This is a genomic window from Hydrogenophaga flava NBRC 102514 (assembly GCF_001571145.1).
Taxonomy (GTDB): domain Bacteria; phylum Pseudomonadota; class Gammaproteobacteria; order Burkholderiales; family Burkholderiaceae_C; genus Hydrogenophaga; species Hydrogenophaga flava.
This window is the reverse complement of record NZ_BCTF01000001.1, coordinates 352031-368379: the sequence shown is the minus strand read 5'-3', so window position 1 is coordinate 368379 and position 16349 is coordinate 352031. Positions and strand designations below refer to the sequence as shown.

Annotated in this window: 17 protein-coding genes and 1 pseudogene; 8 read left to right on the top strand and 10 right to left on the bottom strand. The window is 69.9% G+C overall.

Annotated elements, in window-relative coordinates; genetic code table 11:
- From HFL01S_RS01740 to HFL01S_RS01730, 3 genes and pseudogenes are all read right to left on the bottom strand, one after another.
- Nucleotides 1–270, bottom strand: a pseudogene (locus tag HFL01S_RS01740) (DODA-type extradiol aromatic ring-opening family dioxygenase); the annotation flags it as partial.
- 75 nt (nt 271–345) lie between these two features.
- A complete protein-coding gene (locus tag HFL01S_RS01735; protein WP_066253728.1) occupies nt 346–1677 on the bottom strand; it encodes a sulfatase family protein in 1332 nt (443 codons plus the stop codon).
- An 84-nt stretch (nt 1678–1761) separates the two neighbouring features.
- A complete protein-coding gene (locus tag HFL01S_RS01730; RefSeq protein WP_066253724.1) occupies nt 1762–2727 on the bottom strand; it encodes a tripartite tricarboxylate transporter substrate-binding protein in 966 nt (321 codons plus the stop codon).
- Nucleotides 2728–2862: 135 nt separating this feature from the next.
- Here HFL01S_RS01730 and HFL01S_RS01725 point away from each other — a divergent pair, with 135 nt between their 5' ends.
- Nucleotides 2863–3366, top strand: a complete 504-nt coding sequence (locus HFL01S_RS01725; protein WP_066253721.1) for a MarR family winged helix-turn-helix transcriptional regulator — start codon at nt 2863–2865, stop codon at nt 3364–3366.
- Nucleotides 3367–3377: 11 nt separating this feature from the next.
- Here HFL01S_RS01725 and HFL01S_RS01720 read toward each other — a convergent pair whose 3' ends face one another.
- Nucleotides 3378–3971, bottom strand: a complete 594-nt coding sequence (locus tag HFL01S_RS01720; protein ID WP_084383022.1) for a glutathione peroxidase — start codon at nt 3969–3971, stop codon at nt 3378–3380.
- Nucleotides 3972–4027: 56 nt separating this feature from the next.
- The gene (gene lhpI / locus HFL01S_RS01715; RefSeq protein ID WP_066253719.1) at nt 4028–4987 is read right to left on the bottom strand and encodes a bifunctional Delta(1)-pyrroline-2-carboxylate/Delta(1)-piperideine-2-carboxylate reductase; all 960 of its coding nucleotides are present in this window, start codon (nt 4985–4987) and stop codon (nt 4028–4030) included.
- A gap of 89 nt (nt 4988–5076) precedes the next feature.
- Here lhpI and HFL01S_RS01710 point away from each other — a divergent pair, with 89 nt between their 5' ends.
- Nucleotides 5077–5661, top strand: a complete 585-nt coding sequence (locus HFL01S_RS01710; RefSeq protein WP_066253716.1) for an MORN repeat-containing protein — start codon at nt 5077–5079, stop codon at nt 5659–5661.
- Here HFL01S_RS01710 and HFL01S_RS01705 read toward each other — a convergent pair.
- From HFL01S_RS01705 to HFL01S_RS01685, 5 genes are all read right to left on the bottom strand, one after another.
- Complete coding sequence (locus tag HFL01S_RS01705) at nt 5619–6785, bottom strand: MFS transporter (protein ID WP_066253713.1); 1167 nt, start codon at nt 6783–6785, stop codon at nt 5619–5621. The genes HFL01S_RS01710 and HFL01S_RS01705 overlap by 43 nt on opposite strands.
- 69 nt (nt 6786–6854) lie before the next feature.
- A complete protein-coding gene (locus HFL01S_RS01700; RefSeq protein ID WP_066253710.1) occupies nt 6855–7136 on the bottom strand; it encodes a hypothetical protein in 282 nt (93 codons plus the stop codon).
- A gap of 16 nt (nt 7137–7152) precedes the next feature.
- Nucleotides 7153–7587 carry a hypothetical protein gene (locus HFL01S_RS01695; protein WP_157538731.1) on the bottom strand — a complete coding sequence of 145 codons (435 nt, stop codon included), beginning with the start codon at nt 7585–7587 and terminating at the stop codon, nt 7153–7155.
- A complete protein-coding gene (locus HFL01S_RS01690) occupies nt 7584–8906 on the bottom strand; it encodes a hemolysin family protein (protein WP_066253704.1) in 1323 nt (440 codons plus the stop codon). Before HFL01S_RS01690 ends, HFL01S_RS01695 begins: the two co-directional genes overlap by 4 nt.
- 86 nt (nt 8907–8992) lie before the next feature.
- On the bottom strand, nt 8993–9304 hold the full coding sequence (locus HFL01S_RS01685) for a hypothetical protein (protein ID WP_066253699.1): 312 nt from the start codon (nt 9302–9304) through the stop codon (nt 8993–8995).
- A gap of 78 nt (nt 9305–9382) precedes the next feature.
- On the opposite strand from HFL01S_RS01685, the gene HFL01S_RS01680 reads away from it, so the two are divergent.
- The 6 genes from HFL01S_RS01680 (at nt 9383) to HFL01S_RS24970 (ending at nt 16286) form a co-directional block, all read left to right on the top strand.
- Nucleotides 9383–9778: a hypothetical protein gene (locus HFL01S_RS01680; protein ID WP_066253695.1), complete on the top strand. Its 396-nt coding sequence runs from the start codon at nt 9383–9385 to the stop codon at nt 9776–9778.
- Nucleotides 9779–9853: 75 nt separating this feature from the next.
- On the top strand, nt 9854–10642 hold the full coding sequence (locus tag HFL01S_RS01675; protein ID WP_066253693.1) for a HupE/UreJ family protein: 789 nt from the start codon (nt 9854–9856) through the stop codon (nt 10640–10642).
- A gap of 43 nt (nt 10643–10685) precedes the next feature.
- Nucleotides 10686–11036, top strand: a complete 351-nt coding sequence (locus HFL01S_RS01670; RefSeq protein WP_066253836.1) for a DUF6488 family protein — start codon at nt 10686–10688, stop codon at nt 11034–11036.
- A gap of 5 nt (nt 11037–11041) precedes the next feature.
- The gene (locus HFL01S_RS01665) at nt 11042–12082 is read left to right on the top strand and encodes a DMT family transporter (RefSeq protein WP_066253833.1); all 1041 of its coding nucleotides are present in this window, start codon (nt 11042–11044) and stop codon (nt 12080–12082) included.
- Between the two features lie 373 nt (nt 12083–12455).
- On the top strand, nt 12456–13985 hold the full coding sequence (locus HFL01S_RS01660; protein ID WP_084383021.1) for a BCCT family transporter: 1530 nt from the start codon (nt 12456–12458) through the stop codon (nt 13983–13985).
- 213 nt (nt 13986–14198) lie between these two features.
- Nucleotides 14199–16286, top strand: coding sequence for a sensor histidine kinase (locus HFL01S_RS24970; protein WP_157538730.1), 2088 nt, complete (start codon nt 14199–14201; stop codon nt 16284–16286).
- Nucleotides 16287–16349 lie beyond the last annotated feature (63 nt).

The following is a 16349-nucleotide window of genomic DNA, read 5'->3' as shown; positions in this document are numbered from 1 at the left end:
GCCAGGGGCGCGGTAGTGGACCTGGTAGGTGTGGGGCGGGAAGCCGTAGTAGTCGTAGAGCATGCCCGGCTGGGCCGACGACGACAGCGTGAAGTCGGGCGTCTCCCAGTGCGCGGTGACCATCAGGATCGCGCGCACCTGGCCTTGGTGGGCCTTGGCCATGGCCTGCAGCGAGGCTTCGAGGCGGTCGTAGCGGCCGCCGGTCTGCTCGCGCATCCAGGGCCAGGGGCCGCCGCCGTGCGAGACGTAGTAGGTGGGCAGACGGGACATGGTGCAGCTCCTTGTGTCGGGGCCGATCCAGCCGTCGGCCAGCACCGATGCTACCGGGCGGTGACGAACCGTGGGTCAGCGCTGCGGCATGTCCTTGGCGCCATAGCCCAGGCTCACCGTGGCGTCCGCCGGAATCGGCGGCAGGCTCGCGTCCCAGTCCAGCCAGCGCTGGCGCATGTCGGCCAGGCGCTGCGGTTCCAGCGGCGCGCGGTTGGCGCGTTCGCGCGCGTCGGCGGCGATGTTGAACAGGTACTCGTGGCCGTCCACCATCAGGTACTTCCAGTCGCCCTCGCGCAGCGCGCGCTGGCCGCGGTGGTTCATGCGCCAGGCCATGGGCCGCTCGAAGCGGTGTGCCGGGTCGTGCAGCAGCGCCGCCAGCGACACGCCGTCCAGCGGGTAGTCGGGGTGGGGCTGGCCGCCGCCGAGTTCGAGCATGGTGGCCGACCAGTCCATGGTCAGGCAGTGCTGGCCACTCACCGAACCGGCCGGGACCACGGCGGGCCAGTGCGCGATCCAGGGCACGCGGATGCCGCCTTCGGTCAGGTCCATCTTGCCGCCCACCAGCGGCCAGTTGTCGCTGAAGCGCTCGCCGCCGTTGTCGCTGGTGAAGACGATCAGCGTGTCCTCCAGCAGACCTTCCTCGCGCAGCGCGGCCACGATCCAGCCGATGCCTTCGTCCATGTGGTGGATCATGCGGCGGTAGGCCTCGACGCTACCGCCGTGCAGGTGGAACAGGTTCTTCGCCACCTCGGGCGCCACGTGCGCGTCGTCGCGCGTTTCCCACGGCCAGTGCGGCGCGGTGTAGTGCAGGCTCAGGAAAAACGGTGTGCCGGCGCGGGCCTCGGCGGCGCGGGCTTTCACGTGTTCCACCGCCTTGTTCGAGAACACGTCGGTCAAGTAGCCGACTTCCTTGTGGGTGTCGTCATTGATGTACAGGTCGTGGTCGCCATTCGACGAGCAGTGGGTGAAGTAGTCCACGCCGCCGGCCATGATGCCGAAGAACTCCTCGTAGCCCGAGCGCAGCGGGCCGAAATGCGGCGGGTAGCCCAGGTGCCATTTGCCGATGAGGGCGGTGCGGTAGCCGGCCTCTTTCAGCAGCGAGGGCAGGGTGGGGATCTCGGGCGGCAGGCCCAGGGTGTCGCTGCCCTTGCTGCGGCTGTTGATGGGCTCTTCCAGCGCGCCGCGCAGGCGGTACTGCCAGCGCATGGTGGCCATGGCAAAGCGCGTGGGCGAACACACCGGCGAGTTGCTGTAGCCCTCGGTCAGGCGCAGGCCGCCAGCGGCCAGGGCGTCGATGTTCGGCGACACCGCGCCGAAGCCGGCTTGTCGGCCGCCGTAGCAGCCCAGGTCGGCGTAGCCCAGGTCGTCGCTGACGATGTAGATGATGTTGGGGCGCGGATTGGTCATGTCAGTGGCGCCCGGCCGCCCGAAGCCACTGACGCGCCCCCTCGGGGGGCAGCGAACGAAGTGAGCGTGGGGGCCGGGTTCAAGTCAGTCCAGTTGCACGCCGGTGGCCTTGATCGGGCCTTCCCAGCGCTTGAGGTCGGCGGCTTGCGCGGCGGCCAGTTCGGCCGGGGTGGAGCCCATCGGCTCGTAGCCCTGTTCGAGCAGCTTGGCGCGCAGCGCGGGCGTGCGCACGGCCTTGGCCACGGCGCCGCTGATCATGTCGCGCACCTCGGGCTTGAGGCCGGCCGAGCCGTACATGGCGAACCAGGCGGTGGCGACCATGTCCACGCCTTGTTCTTTCAGCGTGGGCACCTCGGGCACCTGCGGGTCGCGCTGCGCGCCGGTCACGGCGATGATGCGCACCTTGCCCGCACGGTGCAGCTCGGCGGTCTCGGTGACGACGTCGAACTTGTAGTGGATGTGGCCGCCCAGCAGCGCGGTGTTGGCCGGGCCGCCGCCCTGGAAGGGCACGTGGGTCAGCTCGGCGCCGGCCCGCTGGCCGAACAGCACGCCCATGAAGTGCGGCAGCGTGCCCGAGCCGGGCGTGCCGTAGGTGGCGCTGCCGGGCGCGGCCTTGGCCTTGGCCAGCATCTCGGCCACGCTCTTGGCGCCCGCGGCCGGGCCGGCCACCACGCTGAACTGGAAGTGCGCGATCTGCGAGATCGGCGTGAAGTCGGCCACGGCGTCGTAGTCCAGCTTCTTGTAGACGTGCGGGAACAGCACCATCGGCCCGCTGGGCAGCAGCACCACGGTCTGGCCGTCGGCGGGCGAGCGCTTCACATGCGAGAGCGCGATGCGGCCGCCCGCGCCGGGCTTGTTCTCCACGATCACCGACGAGAAGTCGTTCTTCAGGCCCTCGGCCAGCAGGCGCGCGAGCAGGTCGGCCGAGCCGCCCGGCGGAAAGCCCACGACAATCTTCAGCGGCGGTTTGTCCTGCGCCAGCGCCGCCAGGGGCAAGGCACCGAGGGTGGCGAGCGCGGCGGCTGCGCCCAGAAGAAAGCGTTTGTTCATGGCGTGTCTCCGGTTTGTCTGGTGTCAAACGGGTTTGCCCCGCTGCAGGACCGGATGCTAGGCAGGGACAATCAATTGCTGAAATCAATCGTTCCCGGTGTTTTCCCTGAGCCCTTTGCCGACCCCTCGTCTCCCATGAGCACCGACGATCTGCTCCGGTACCCGCAGCAGCAGAACGACCTGCTGCTCTACCGCCTCTACCGCATCCACATCACGGCCCGGCCGCTGGTGGTGCGCATGTGCGAGCGCGACTACGGCATCACGCGGCGCGAGTGGCTGGTGCTGTCTCTCCTGGCCGATGTGGAGGGCGTGCAGTCGTCCGAGCTGGCCAGGCGCGTCATGCTGGACCGCGCCCGCACCTCGCGCGCCGTCACCCGTCTGGTCGAGAAGGGCCTGCTGCGGCGCGAACCCAAACCGTCGGACCGGCGCGAGGTGCACCTGTACCTGACCGACGAAGGCCGGCGCGTCTACGACGAGGTGTTCCCGCGCATCGCGGCGATCCAGCGCGAGCTGCTCGCCCCCTTCAGCGAGGCAGAGGGCCGGCAGCTCAGCGAACTGATGGCGCGCCTGCAGGCCAGCGTTTCGCGCCTGAATCCCGGTGGCGACCCGCTGCAACCTCTGGAAGATGGGGCCGACTGAGCCGCTGGGCGTCAACCGGCCTTGAGCGCCGCTTCAATCGCCTGCGTCAGCGGCGCGCTGCCCGGTTCCACCTCGCTGGCGAAGCTGCGCACCGTCTTCGCGTCGCGCGCCACCAGGTACTTGTGGAAGTTCCACTGCGGGGTCGCGCCGGTGGCCTTGGCCAGCTGCTCGTAGAAAGCGTTGCGCCCGGCGCCCTTGACGACGGTCTTGGCGAACATCGGGAACTTCACGCCGTAGGTGTTGAAGCACAGCTCGGCGATCTGCTTGGCGTCGCCCGGCTCCTGCTGGCCGAAGTCGTTGGACGGAAAGCCCATCACCACCAGGCCGCGCGCCGCGTACTTCGCGTGCAGCGCTTCCAGCCCTTCGTACTGCCGCGTGAAGCCGCAGTAGCTGGCGGTGTTCACCACCAGCAGCACCTTGCCGGTGTACTGGCAGAGGTCCTGCGGCGCCTCGTCCTGCAGGCGCGCGAAGCGGTGCGCCAGCAGGGGCGGGCAGGCGGCGGAGCGGGCCGTCTGGGCGTGGGCGGCGGGCCAGAGGGGCGCCAGCAGCGCAGCGCCCAGGCCCAGCTGGAAGTCACGTCGGTTGGGGCGGCGGTTCGATTGCATCGCGGCATTGTCCGGTCGCGCGCTTGACCCTGATGCCGGCGCGGGCGGGCAGGGTCTCAGCCGCGCGACTCGCTCACCAGGATGGCGGCGGCCAGGTCTTCCAGCGCGTTGCCGACCGACTTGAACACGGTGCGTTCGCCCGGGCTCTTGCGGCCGATGGCGACACCGCGCGAGAGCGTGGTCAGCGTGCCGCGCACCTCGTTGGCGCTGAACACGCCGTGCTGCATGGGCACCAGCAGGTCGCCGCTTTTGGTCAGCGCCTCGTCGGTGTCGACGAAGATGCGCGCGTGTTCGAAGCAGGCGTCGTCGGCCTCGCGCATGGCGGGGGTGAACGAGCCGATCAGGTCCAGGTGCGCGCCCGGTGCCAGCCAGCTGCCGCGCACCACGGGTTCGTTGGCCATGGTGGCGCAGCTGACGATGTCGGCCGACGCGCAGGCGCCGGGCAGGTCGGTGGTGGCGGTGGCCGAGAAACCGCTCTGCTGCAGTTGCGCCGCCAGGGCCTGCGCCTCGGATTCGCGGCGGGCCCAGACGGTGACGTGTTCGATCGGCCGCACGGCCTTCCAGGCCGCTGGCAGCAGCCGCGCCACGCGCCCGGCGCCAACGATGACCAGGTGCTTGGCCTCCTCGCGTGCCAGGTAGGACCCCGCCAGCGCCGAGGTGGCTGCGGTGCGGCGCGTGGTGATCACGTCGCCGTCCATCTGCGCCAGCGGCACGCCGGTGCGGGCGTCGAACAGCAGGTAGGTGGCGTGCAGGCCGGGCAGGTTGCGGCGCGCGTTGCCCGGCGCGATGTTGACGATCTTCACGCCGTAGTGCTTGCCCGGAATCCAGGCCGGCATGATCAGCGAGGTCACGCGGCGGCCAGCCGCGTCCTGCCCGGCCTCGCCCAGCGGGTTGACGATCTCGTGCACATGGCGTGGCGGGGCCTCGCAGCCGCCCGCGAAGCGTTCGCGCAGCGCGGGGATGAGGCGGTCGAAGGGCAGGGCGGATCGGGTGGCGTCGGCGTCGAAGAAGTGCATGCGGCGATGGTAGCGGGACGGGCTGCCACGAAGATGACACGGGATAATCCGGCGCTTCTCCGCGGCTTGTCCGCGCAGGCTGAATCCCCATGAAACGCCACACCAACCGGGCCGCTTGGGCGGCCTTTCTTTTTGCAGCCCTCGGCGGCGCACAGGCCGCCGCCCCCAAGGGCTACACCCTGCCCACGCGCGACGGCCGCTGCGCCATGTGGATCACCGCCGAGGCCGACCCGCCACCGGGCGAAAGCACCACCTGGAGCGGCGACTGCCGCGGCGGCCTGGGCCAGGGTGTCGGCACCCAGGAGTTCGTGCGCGCCGACGGCAGCCGACTGCGCTACACCGGCCCTGTGCGCGACGGCCGCTGGCACGGCCGGGGCCGCCTGCAGCAGTTCGCCGCCGATGGCGGGCTGCTCCATGTGATCGAAGGCGTGTTCGAGCACGGCGTCGAGCAGGGGGTGTTCAACGAGCTGTTTCTGGAGCATCCCCAGAACGGTTCGCTCAACGCGATCCGCCAGACCGGACGCGCAGTCGGGGCCGACGGCGTGCAGGTGCAGCAGTTCTACGTCGACGGTGCTGCGGTGCTGATGTGCGCGCCCGACGCCGACTGCCTCCGGGAGGCGGCGGCCGAAGGCTACGGACCGCGGGTAGCCGGCCCGGCCGAAGCCCCGCGCTGAAGCAGCAGGCCGCCCAGCGCCAGCGCGCTGAACCCTGCGCCGGCATAGAACGTGAACGCCGCGCCCAGCCGGTCCCACAGCAGGCCGGCCACCACGCTGGCCAGCAGCAGCGCCCCGCCGCTGACCAGATTGAAGAAGCCGAAGGCCGTGCCGCGCAGGTCGGCCGGCGCAGTGTCGGCCACCATGGTCGCCAGCAGGCCCTGCGTCATGCCCATGTGCACGCCCCACAGCGCCACACCCGCCAGCAGCGTCCACCACTGCGTGCCGCTCGCCAGCACCAGGTCGGCCGCGATCAGCACCACCAGGCCCAGCGCCAGCAGCGTGCGGTGGTCCATGCGGTCGGCCAGGCGGCCAAAGGGATAGGCCGAGGTCGCGTACACGCCGTTCATCGCCACCATCACCAGCGGCACCAGGGCCAGGGGCACGCCGCTCTGCTCGGCCCGCAGCACCAGGAAGGCCTCGCTGAAGCGCGCCAGCGTGAACACCGCGCCCACGCCCACCACCCACCAGTAGCCCCGGCCCAGGCGGCGCAGGTTCTCGCGCCGGATCGGGTTGCTGCGCCGCTCGCCCGTGGGGCGGTCGGGCTCGCGCCCCCCGGCCACCAGCAGCGCCACCGCCAGCAGGCCCGGCACCACCGCGACCCAGAACACGGCGCGGAAATCGTTGGCCCACAGCAGCATCAGGCCCACGGCCAGCAGCGGCCCGAGGAAGGCGCCGACCGTGTCCAGCGACTGGCGCAGGCCGAAGGCGGCCCCGCGCATGGCCGGCGGCGCCAGGTCGGCCACCAGCGCGTCGCGCGGCGCGCCGCGAATGCCCTTGCCCACGCGGTCCAGCAGGCGTGCGGTGAGCACCAGGCCCATGCCCGGCGCCAGCGCGAACAGCGGCTTGCTCAGCGCGCCCAGCGCGTAGCCGGCCACCGCCAGACCCTTGCGCTTGCCCCACCAGTCGCTGAGCACGCCCGAGAACACCTTGACCACCAGCGCCGTCGCCTCCGCCAGCCCCTCGACCAGGCCCACCACCAGCGCGCTCGCCCCCAGCGTGCCCACCATGAACAGCGGCAGCAGGCTGTGGATCATCTCGGACGAGATGTCCATCAGCAGGCTCACGAAACCCAGCACCCAGATGGCGGCGGGGAGCTTGGCTCGGGCGGGGGTATGGGGGGCATGCGGCGGATTGTCGCGCCCGGTGGCGACTCACACCGCCACGAACAGCACCAGCCAGAACACGCTCGCGCCCAGCACGATCTTCGGCCGCTGCGGTGCCGACCAGATCGAGGACACGATCAGCAGGTTGTAGGGCAGCGGCAGCAGGTGCGCGAGCAGCACCCACTGGATGGGCGCGTCCTGCGACAGCAACGCCAGTGCCAGCCCGGTCATGAGCAGGTTCAGGCTGGTGCCGACGACCAGCAGGTCGCGCCAGAACAGGGTGCGCCAGCCGACGAGGCCGCGCCAGCGCTGTGCAATGAAGGTCTTCACGGTAGGCAGTATGGCCTCAGCAGGTGCTGGGCAGGTACTCCAGCAGCCACTTGATCTGCGTGGCGGTGGTCCACGGGACGCCGTGCATCACGGTCTGGCCCGGGTCGCCGGGCGAACCGCTGCGGTGCAGGGTGACGCGGTAGCTGTCGCTGTCCGCAGTTCTGGTGGCGACCGCCCGCACGCCCTTGAGCACCAGGGTGCGTGATTCGCGGCCGTCCACCGGACGGCGCGCATGCACCTCCAGCACGCAGTCCTCCAGCATGGCGAAGCGGGCGGGGCTTTTCGGCTGCTTGCCCTTGACGACCTGGTTCATGGCCTTGATCGCCTCGGCCTGCCCCATGCCGTAGTGCAGGGTCACGACCTCGGAGCGCTCGGGGTAGCCCTCGGCGCAGGCGCCCAGCAGCAGGGCCAGCGCCACCGCCATGGGTGCGGTGTGGGTGCGTCGGGTCATGGCGCCACCACCTCGTCGGTGCCTTCCGGCGCGTCCGGGTCGCGGCGCGTGGCCAGCACCTTGTCGATGGTGCGGCCGTCCATGTCCACGATCTCGAAGCGCCACAGCTCCCACTCCACCTGGTCGCCTTCCCGGGGCAGGCGGCCGGTCAGCAGCATCATCAGGCCGCTGAGCGTGTGGTAGCGGCCGCGCTGCTCGTCGGGCACGGTGTCCAGACCCAGCCGGTCCTTCAGCTCGGGCACCGGGATGTGACCGTCCAGCAGCCAGCTGCCGTCCTCGCGCTGCACCGCCCAGGAGGTGGCCGGGTCGCGCGGGCTGAACTCGCCGGTGATGGCCTCGATCAGGTCCTGCAGCGTGACGATGCCCTGCACCTCGCCGTACTCGTCGATCACGAACGCCATCTGGCCGCCGGACTGGCGGAAGTTGTCCAGCAGCTCCATGCCGGTGATTGTTTCGGGCACGTACAGCGCCTCCTGCAGCGGCTGGTTCGCCAGCTCGCGCTCGCCGCCGCGCAGCGCCTGCGAGAGCCACTTGCGCGCGTTCACCACCCCCGCCACGTGGTTCATGTCGCCGCGCACCACCGGGAAGCGCGCATGGTCCGAGGCCTCGACCCGCGCCATGTTGACCTCGAAGCTCTGGTCGAGGTCGAGCACCACCACGTCGCTGCGCGGCACCATCAGCGAGCCGATCTGCCGGTCGTCCAGCCGGAACACGTTGCGCACCATGGTGTGCTCGTGCGACTCGATCACGCCCGCGCTGGTGCCTTCTTCGAGCAGGGCGTGGATTTCTTCCTCGGTCACCGCCGCGCCGCTGTTGTCCCTGACGCCCAGCAGGCGCAGCAGTGCCTTGGTGGAGACCGACAGCAGCAGCACGAAGGGCTTGGTGGCGATGGCCAGGGCGTTGATGGGGCGGGCCATGAAGCGGGCCAGCATTTCCGGGTTGGACTGGCCGATGCGCTTGGGCACCAGCTCGCCGACCACGATGGAGAAGTAGGTGATCAGCACCACCACCAGACCGGTGGCGCCGTACTGGGCGATGTTCTCGGCCATGCCCAGCGAGATCAGCCATTGGGCCAACGGCCCGGCCAGTGCGGCCTCGCCGACGATGCCGTTGAGCACGCCGATGGACGTGATGCCGATCTGGATGGTGGAGAGAAAGCGCGTCGGGTCTTCGCCGAGCTGGACGGCCGCCGCAGCGGCGCCGTCACCTTCGTCGATGAGTTTCTGCAGACGCGCCTTGCGGGCGGTGACGAGCGCAATCTCGGACATGGCGAACAGGCCATTGAGCACGATGAGTGCAAAAAGCAAGGCGATTTCCATGAGGAAGGGGTTCCATGGGACAGGCCCGCGAACGCGCGGGCAGACAGGAGAACGGGAGGGCAGGCGGGCGGACGCCGCGCCCGTGGTCAGGCGCGCGCGGGGCGCCGGGGAGGCCGGTCGAGGCCCATGGGCAGCGGGTCGTCCCGGGAGCCGAATACCCAGGGTGTGGTCGGCAGCGGAGGGTGGGACACCCGGACCACCGGGAGGGCGCGCAGCGGGCCGTCGGGCATGTCGGGCGCGTCGTCGGTGAGCCCGTGCTGCACGCTGGAGCCCAGCCCGTCGACGTCGGCGGTCAGGGCGGACTCGGTGAGTTCCGGCGACGGCACATGCAGCGTGAAACCGCCCAGACTCAGCAGGAAGTGCAGGGCGAACAGGGCAACGAGGCACCGGCGGAACATCGGGCGATTATAGAAATCGTGGTTCTTTGTCGCCCTGTCTGGGGCAGGGGTCGGAAGTTGACCCCTAAAATCCGACGCGTGAAATCTGCCCTAACCACTTGGCTTCTGCTGTTCAGCCTGCTGCTTCAGTCTGTGGTGTGGGCGCTGCCCGCGCAGCGGGCCGAGCAGGCCGAGCGCCTGTCGCACGAGGTGGCCCACGCGATCGACCACGGCCATCACGAACATCCCGCATCCCACGACGGGCTGGGCCACGAGGTGGATGCCACACTGTTCGTTGTCGGCGCGATGGACGACGGGGCCCACGGCCCCCACCACTCGCACGCCGCCGAGGGCATGCAGTCTCAGGGGCTTCCAGTGGCCGCCGTCCTGCCTCCACTGGTCCTGCCGGCGGCGGCGCCCCCGGTGGGCGGTGAGGTGCTGCCGTTGTCTGCCGATCCCGACGGGCTGCTTCGCCCGCCCCGCTCCGCCGCCTGACCCCCCTCCCGGGGGGATTCAGGTTCGACCCGCCGGCCGGCGGGTCGCGTGGCCTCACTTCTTTTCCGGATATTTATGAACCTTCCCTTTCCGGGTCGGGCCGCCTTGGCGCTGCTCGCGACCCTCACACCGCTCGTGGCTCTCGCCCACGGCATTTCCGAGGCCGACCGCCAGCGCATGCTGGACGGCGGCTATCTCCAGTACGTGGGCTTGGGCGCCAGCCACATGCTCACTGGCTACGACCACCTGCTGTTCCTGTTCGGTGTGGTGTTCTTCCTGGCGTCCTTTAAGGACGTGGTCAAGTTCGTCTCGATCTTCACGCTGGGGCACTGCATCACGCTGATTTTTGCGACCTTCTTCAAGATCACCTGGAACTACTACCTGATCGACGCCATCATTGCGCTGAGCGTGATGTACAAGGCATTCGACAACAACGGCGGCTTCCAGAAGCACTTCCAGATGGCATCGCCCAACCTGCTGTGGATGGTGTTCGGCTTCGGCCTGCTGCACGGCTTCGGCCTGTCGACCCGGCTGCAGCAGCTGCCGCTGGGCGACGACCCGATGCAGATGCTCTGGCGCATCCTGAGCTTCAACGTGGGCGTGGAGCTGGGCCAGATCGCGGCGCTGGTGGTGATGGTCGGCCTGCTGGCCCTGTGGCGGCACCGGGCCTCGTTCAAGCGATTCGCCTACATGGCCAACCTGGCCCTTTTCTACGCCGGGGTCTACCTGCTGTTCATGCAGCTGCACGGCTACCAGCACGACGCCGACCCGGACAGCTTCCGCTTCCCGGCCGCCGAACACCGCCACGCGCACGAAGATCTCGATGTTGAAAACACCGAAGACCCTAGCCGCGATGGCCTCTGATTTTTTGTTCACGCCCCTGCTTCAACCCTTCAAAGGATTCCCCATGAAAACCCTCGTCACCGTGTCTGCCCTGGTCTGCACCCTGTTCGCTGCGCCCGCCGCCCTGGCCGACGCGGGCGGCAGCTGCCACTTCCACGGCAGCAAGCCCGCCACCGAAGCCGTGGTCACCGACTGCGCGGCCAAACGCAAGGCCGCCCTGGTCAAGGCAGGCAAGCTCGACGCCTCCTGGCAGGCGGTCCCGCAGGACAAGCTGGAACTGATCGACGGCAAGAAGGGCAAGGAGTGGAAGGTCAGCTTCAAGAACCCGGCCGTGGCCGACGCCGGCAAGCAGACGCTCTACATCTTCTTCTCGCAGCCAGGCAACTTCATCGTGGCCAACCACACCGGGCAGTGAACGCCATGGCCTCTCCCGTTCTGCGCGGCGGCCTGCTGGCCCTGCTGGCCGCCACCCTGTTCGGCCTGAGCACGCCGCTGGTGCAGCGCTTCGGTCTGGGGCTGGGGCCGTTTTCCACAGCTGCCCTGCTGTACGCGGGCGCGGCGCTGGTGGCGCTGCTGCAGCGGCGGGGTGCCCAGGTGGAAGCGCCCTTGCGCCGCAGCGATGCGCCGCGCCTGCTGGCCATGGTGGCGGCGGGCGCGGTGCTCGGGCCAGTGGCGCTGGCCTGGGGGCTGCAGCGCACCAGCGGCGCCAGCGCCTCGCTGCTGCTCACGCTGGAAGCGGTGTTCACCGCGGTGCTGGCCTGGCGCTGGTACGGCGAGGTGCTGGACGGGCGGGTGAAGTCGGCGGTGGCGCTGCTGCTGGCCGGTGGCGCGCTGCTGGTGATCGACCAGGGCCTCACGGGCCAGGTGCAGCTGCTGGGCCTGCTGGCGGTGGCCGTGGCCACGGTGGCCTGGGGCGTGGACAACACGCTCTCGCGCGGCGTGGCCGACCGCGACCCGGGGCAGGTGGTGCTGGTCAAGGCGGCGCTGGGGGCCTGCGTCACCACGGCACTGGCGCTGGCCCGGGGCGAGCCACTGCCCGGGTGGCCGGCGGCACTGGCGCTGCTGGCTGTGGGGGCGACGGGCTATGGCCTGAGCCTGCGGTTTTATCTGCTCGCGCAGCGCCATTTCGGCGCCGCGCGCACCGGTTCGGTGTTTGCGTTCGCGCCCTTCATCGGCGCACTCGGCGCGTTCGCGCTGGGCGAGCGCTCGGGCAGCGTGCTGCTGCTGGCGGGCGGCGCGCTGATGGTGGCCGGGGTGCTGGTGCACCTGGCCGAGGACCACGGCCATGCCCACGAGCACGAGGCGCTGGACCATGAGCACGCCCACACCCACGACGACGGGCACCACACCCACACGCACCCGGTGATGCCCGCGGGCGCGCACAGCCACCTGCACCACCACAGTCCGCTGCGCCACAGCCACCCGCACGCACCGGACCTGCACCACCGGCACAGCCACTGAGCGGGCCGCATGTCCGCGCCGGCTGCTCAGGTATGTGAGCACAGGCTCACGCGCTGAAGCTCAGCCAGGCACAATGCACTCTTCGTATATGACGGCATGGCCGGCGCTCCCTCCTGCGCTGGCGGTGCCGGTCCTTGCTGACAGCCCCGGCTCAGCGCGCTGCAATGGCGTCGCTGCCACCGCCCCGAAGCGCCCTGCATGGGCCTGGCGAGCCGGGAGACACCGTCACATCGGGCCGGACCGCCGCCGTCTTCTGGCTTGACTCCCCGGCTGCGCCGGCACCCGCACCGCCCAGGCTCGCACCTGCGCGGTGCCGTGTCCTTTTCCCGCGTGGCGGCCGGTGGGGCGGCCCTTTGCCTGGAGGAGAAATCTCATGCAGCTCATCGTGTCGGCCGGTCTGATCCTGGCCATTGTTCTGTGGGGTGTCATCGCCCCTGCGTCGCTGGGCGGGGTGTTCGACACCGCACTGGCGGGCATCACGCGCAACTTTGGCTGGTTCTACCTGTGGGTGGTGCTGGGCCTGGTGGTGATGGCGCTGATCCTGGCGGTCAGCCGCTACGGCGATCTCAAGCTCGGCGGTGAGGACGACGAGCCGGAGTTTTCCATCGGGGCCTGGTTCGCCATGCTGTTTGCTGCGGGCATGGGCATCGGCCTGGTGTTCTGGGGCGTGGCCGAGCCGATTTCGCACTACGGCGCGCCGCCACCCGGCATCGCAGCCCACACGCCAGAGGCCGCCAACGCGGCCATGCGCTACAGCTTCTTCCACTGGGGGCTGCACCCCTGGGCGGTGTACAGCATCGTGGCGCTGGCCATCGCGTTCTTCCAGTTCCGCCGCGGCGGCTCGGCGCTGGTGAGCACCGCGGTGGAAGCCCTGCCCTGGGCACCGATGAAGAAGCTGGGGCCGGTGGTGAACGTTCTGGCGGTGATCGCCACGGCCTTCGGCGTGGCGGCCTCGCTGGGCATGGGGGCACTGCAGATCAACAGCGGCCTGGCGGCGGTGATGGGGGTGCCGGTGAACAGCACCGCGCAGGTGGCCATCATCGTGGTCACGACGGTGCTGTTCCTGACCTCGGCCGTGACCGGGGTGAGCAAGGGCATCAAGTGGCTCTCGACCTTCAACCTGATCGTGGCGGGCGTGCTGGCGCTGGCGGTGTTCGTGCTGGGGCCGACGGTGGCGATCATCGACACCTTCACCAACACGCTGGGCAGCTACCTGAGCGACTTCGTGCGCATGAGCCTGCGCATGACGCCCTTCCGCGACAGCGGCTGGGTGGGCGGCTGGACGGTGTTCTACTGGGCCTGGTGGGTGAGCTGGTCGCCCTTCGTGGGCCTGTTCATCGCGCGCGTCTCGCGCGGACGCACCATCCGCGAGTTCGTGCTGGGTACCGTGCTGGCGCCTACGCTGGCTGCGTTCGTGTGGTTCTCGGTGTTCGGGGGCACGGCGCTGCACCTGGAAATCCTGCGGGGCCTGCCCATTGCCGAAGCGGTGAGCGCCGACGTGTCCACCGGTCTGTTCGCCATGTTCGGCCACCTGCCGCTGGGCGGGTTGATGAGTGGCGTGGCCACGGTGCTGGTGCTGGTGTTTTTTGTGACCTCGGGCGACTCGGCCACGCTCGTGCTGGGCATGATGAGCACCGGCGGCGATGAAAACCCCGGTGCACGGGTGAAGATCGTCTGGGGCCTTCTGGTTTCGGGCATTGCCATCAGCCTGCTGCTGGCCGGCGGTGTGAAGGCGGTGCAGACGGCGACCATCGTGTTTGCGCTGCCGTTCGCCGTGGTGATTCTGCTGATGGCACTGGCGCTGTGGCGCGGCGTGCACGAGGACTGGAACGAAGAACAGCGGCGCGACCGCGCGATGCGGCGGCGCATGCGCGACATGGTGGACCGCACGCCCGCGCCCTGAAGACAGTGCTCAACTTGCTCCGCTCCGTGACGAAATGAACGGGAATCGGGTGCGGGTATCGGCTGTTTGTAAGGTCCGCCCGCCAGAATCGCCCCGTCCTCCAGCCGCCGGGTTGGTGGTCATACATACATATACAGAGATCGTCGTTGTGGATTGGTGCATTGCTGCTGCGCGCCCTGTGGGGTGCCCGTGTCGTCGCGTGAGGGTGTCGCCTTGAAGGCGCTTTCCCGTTCTTTTGCGCTGCTGGTCGCGTTGTTCACCGTGGTGGCGGCCGGGGTGCTGTGGTGGCAGTTGCTGAGCTCCCAGAGCCAGCTGCGCGAGCAGGTGCTGCTGCAGGCCGAGCAGCGCAGCCTGCAGGTGGCCGATGCGATGGCCGGTCAGGTGCAGGCGCACCTGAACACGATGGACGTCACGCTCAGGACGCTGCGCGACCACTGGGTGCGCGAGCCGCAGGAGCGCTTCGACGGGCTGACGAAGGACGCCTTGGCGAGCCTGCCGCTGGGCCTGGTGTCGCACGTGTCGGTGGCCGACGCCCGTGGTTATCTGGTCTACAACAGCCTGGGGCTGGAGACCGGGGGCTATGTGGGCGACCGCGACAGCTACCAGGTGGCGAGCCGGGGCCCCGACATGCTTCGCGTGTCGGCCACGGTGCAATCGCGCCTGACCGGTCGCTGGGTGTTTGTGGTGGACCGGCCGATGTTTCGCCAGGGGCGCTTCGACGGGGTGGTCTACATGGTGGTGGAGTCGGGCTACATCGCCCGCGAACTGGGCAAGCTGCAGCTGTCGGACCAGGACGTGGTGTCGCTGGTGCACCGGGACGGCCACTACCTGGCGCGCAGCGAGGCCAACGAGGCGTCGGTGGGCAGGCTCGTGCCGGCCGACCGGCCCTACCGCGCACAGCCGACGCTGATGCATGGCACCTACCGGGTCGGCGACGTGGTGGACCACTCGCCGCGCACCTACGGCTGGCACCGCCTGCCCGATTCGGGGCTGGTGGTGTCGGTCGGCCTGGCCGACCACTCGGTGCTGGCGCCGCTGGCGCCGGCGATGTGGCGCAATCTGGTGGTGACGGGGGTGCTGTCCCTGCTGCTGCTGGGTTTTGGCGGCGTGATCGTGCGCGACCAGCTGCGCATGGCGCGCAGCCAGCGCGCGCTGGCGCGCAGCGAGGCCGGGTTGAGGGAGGCGCAGCAGCTGGCGGGCCTGGGCAGCTGGGAATGCGACCTGGCCACCGGCAAGCTGCACTGGTCCGACGAGGTGTACCGCATCTTCGAGGTCGATCCGGCCATGGTGGCGCCCTCGTTCGAACGCTTCCTGGAGTGGATTCACCCGGAAGACCGGACGATGGTGCAGCAGGCCTTCGACGGTTCGATCCGCGACCGCCGGACCTACAACGTGGTGCACCGCCTGCTGCTGCCCGGCGGGCGCATCAAGTACGTGCGCGAGCGCGGCGCCACCGAATACGAAGACGACCGCCCGGTGCGCAGCATGGGCACGGTGCTGGACGTCACCGAGGTGCGCGAGGCGCAGCTGGCGCTGCAGCAGCTCAACGAGGAGCTGGAGTCGCGCGTGAGCCGGCGCACCAGCGAGCTGGCCCTGGCCAACCGCGAGCTGGAGGCCTTCGCCTACAGCGTCTCGCACGACCTGCGCACGCCGCTGCGCAGCATCCACGGCTTTGCCTGCGTGCTGGAAGAGGAGGAGTCGGACCGGCTGTCCGACGCCGGCCGCCGGCACCTGCGCCGCATCCAGGACGGTTCGCGCCGCATGGGCCAGCTCATCACCGACCTGCTGTCGCTGGCGCACCTGGGCCGCGCGAAGATGGACCTGGCGCTGGTGGACCTGAGCGAGATGGCGCTGCAGCTGGCGGCCGACCTGCAGCGCTCGGAGCCCGGGCGCGAGGTGGACTGGGACATCCAGCCGGGCCTGCTGGCCATGGCCGATCCGGGCCTGATGCGGGTGGTGCTGCAGAACCTGCTGGGCAACGCCTGGAAGTACACCGGGCAGACGCCGCAGCCGCGCATCAGCCTGACCCACGAGCACAGCGCCGACGGCCTGGTGACCTTCTGCGTGCGCGACAACGGTGCGGGCTTCGACATGGCCTACGCGGCCCAGCTGTTCCAGCCGTTCAAGCGCCTGCACGCCCACCACGAGTTCGAGGGCTCGGGCGTGGGTCTGGCCACCGTCAGCCGGGTGGTCCGCCGGCACGGCGGGCAGGTGCGCGGCGAGGGGGCGGTGGGGCAGGGGGCGGCGTTCTACTTTTCGCTGCCCAAAGCGCCCGTGCCCGCGCTTGAGACGACCTGGTAGCCCCGGAGCGACCCAAAACAGGGTACAAATCGATACATGTCCGACAACCTCCTCCGCCGCCAG

Bases quoted from the DNA above. Each gene is read 5' to 3' on its own strand.
- HFL01S_RS01660 (WP_084383021.1), top strand. From the start codon at position 12,456: ATGCAGCTCATCGTGTCGGCCGGTCTGATCCTGGCCATTGTTCTGTGG.
- HFL01S_RS01710 (WP_066253716.1), top strand. From the start codon at position 5,077: ATGAAACGCCACACCAACCGGGCCGCTTGGGCGGCCTTTCTTTTTGCA.
- lhpI (WP_066253719.1), bottom strand. From the start codon at position 4,987: ATGCACTTCTTCGACGCCGACGCCACCCGATCCGCCCTGCCCTTCGAC.
- HFL01S_RS01730 (WP_066253724.1), bottom strand. From the start codon at position 2,727: ATGAACAAACGCTTTCTTCTGGGCGCAGCCGCCGCGCTCGCCACCCTC.
- HFL01S_RS01690 (WP_066253704.1), bottom strand. From the start codon at position 8,906: ATGGAAATCGCCTTGCTTTTTGCACTCATCGTGCTCAATGGCCTGTTC.
- HFL01S_RS01720 (WP_084383022.1), bottom strand. From the start codon at position 3,971: ATGCAATCGAACCGCCGCCCCAACCGACGTGACTTCCAGCTGGGCCTG.
- HFL01S_RS01670 (WP_066253836.1), top strand. From the start codon at position 10,686: ATGAAAACCCTCGTCACCGTGTCTGCCCTGGTCTGCACCCTGTTCGCT.
- HFL01S_RS01665 (WP_066253833.1), top strand. From the start codon at position 11,042: ATGGCCTCTCCCGTTCTGCGCGGCGGCCTGCTGGCCCTGCTGGCCGCC.
- HFL01S_RS01725 (WP_066253721.1), top strand. From the start codon at position 2,863: ATGAGCACCGACGATCTGCTCCGGTACCCGCAGCAGCAGAACGACCTG.
- HFL01S_RS01675 (WP_066253693.1), top strand. From the start codon at position 9,854: ATGAACCTTCCCTTTCCGGGTCGGGCCGCCTTGGCGCTGCTCGCGACC.
- HFL01S_RS01735 (WP_066253728.1), bottom strand. From the start codon at position 1,677: ATGACCAATCCGCGCCCCAACATCATCTACATCGTCAGCGACGACCTG.
- HFL01S_RS01695 (WP_157538731.1), bottom strand. From the start codon at position 7,587: ATGACCCGACGCACCCACACCGCACCCATGGCGGTGGCGCTGGCCCTG.
- HFL01S_RS01685 (WP_066253699.1), bottom strand. From the start codon at position 9,304: ATGTTCCGCCGGTGCCTCGTTGCCCTGTTCGCCCTGCACTTCCTGCTG.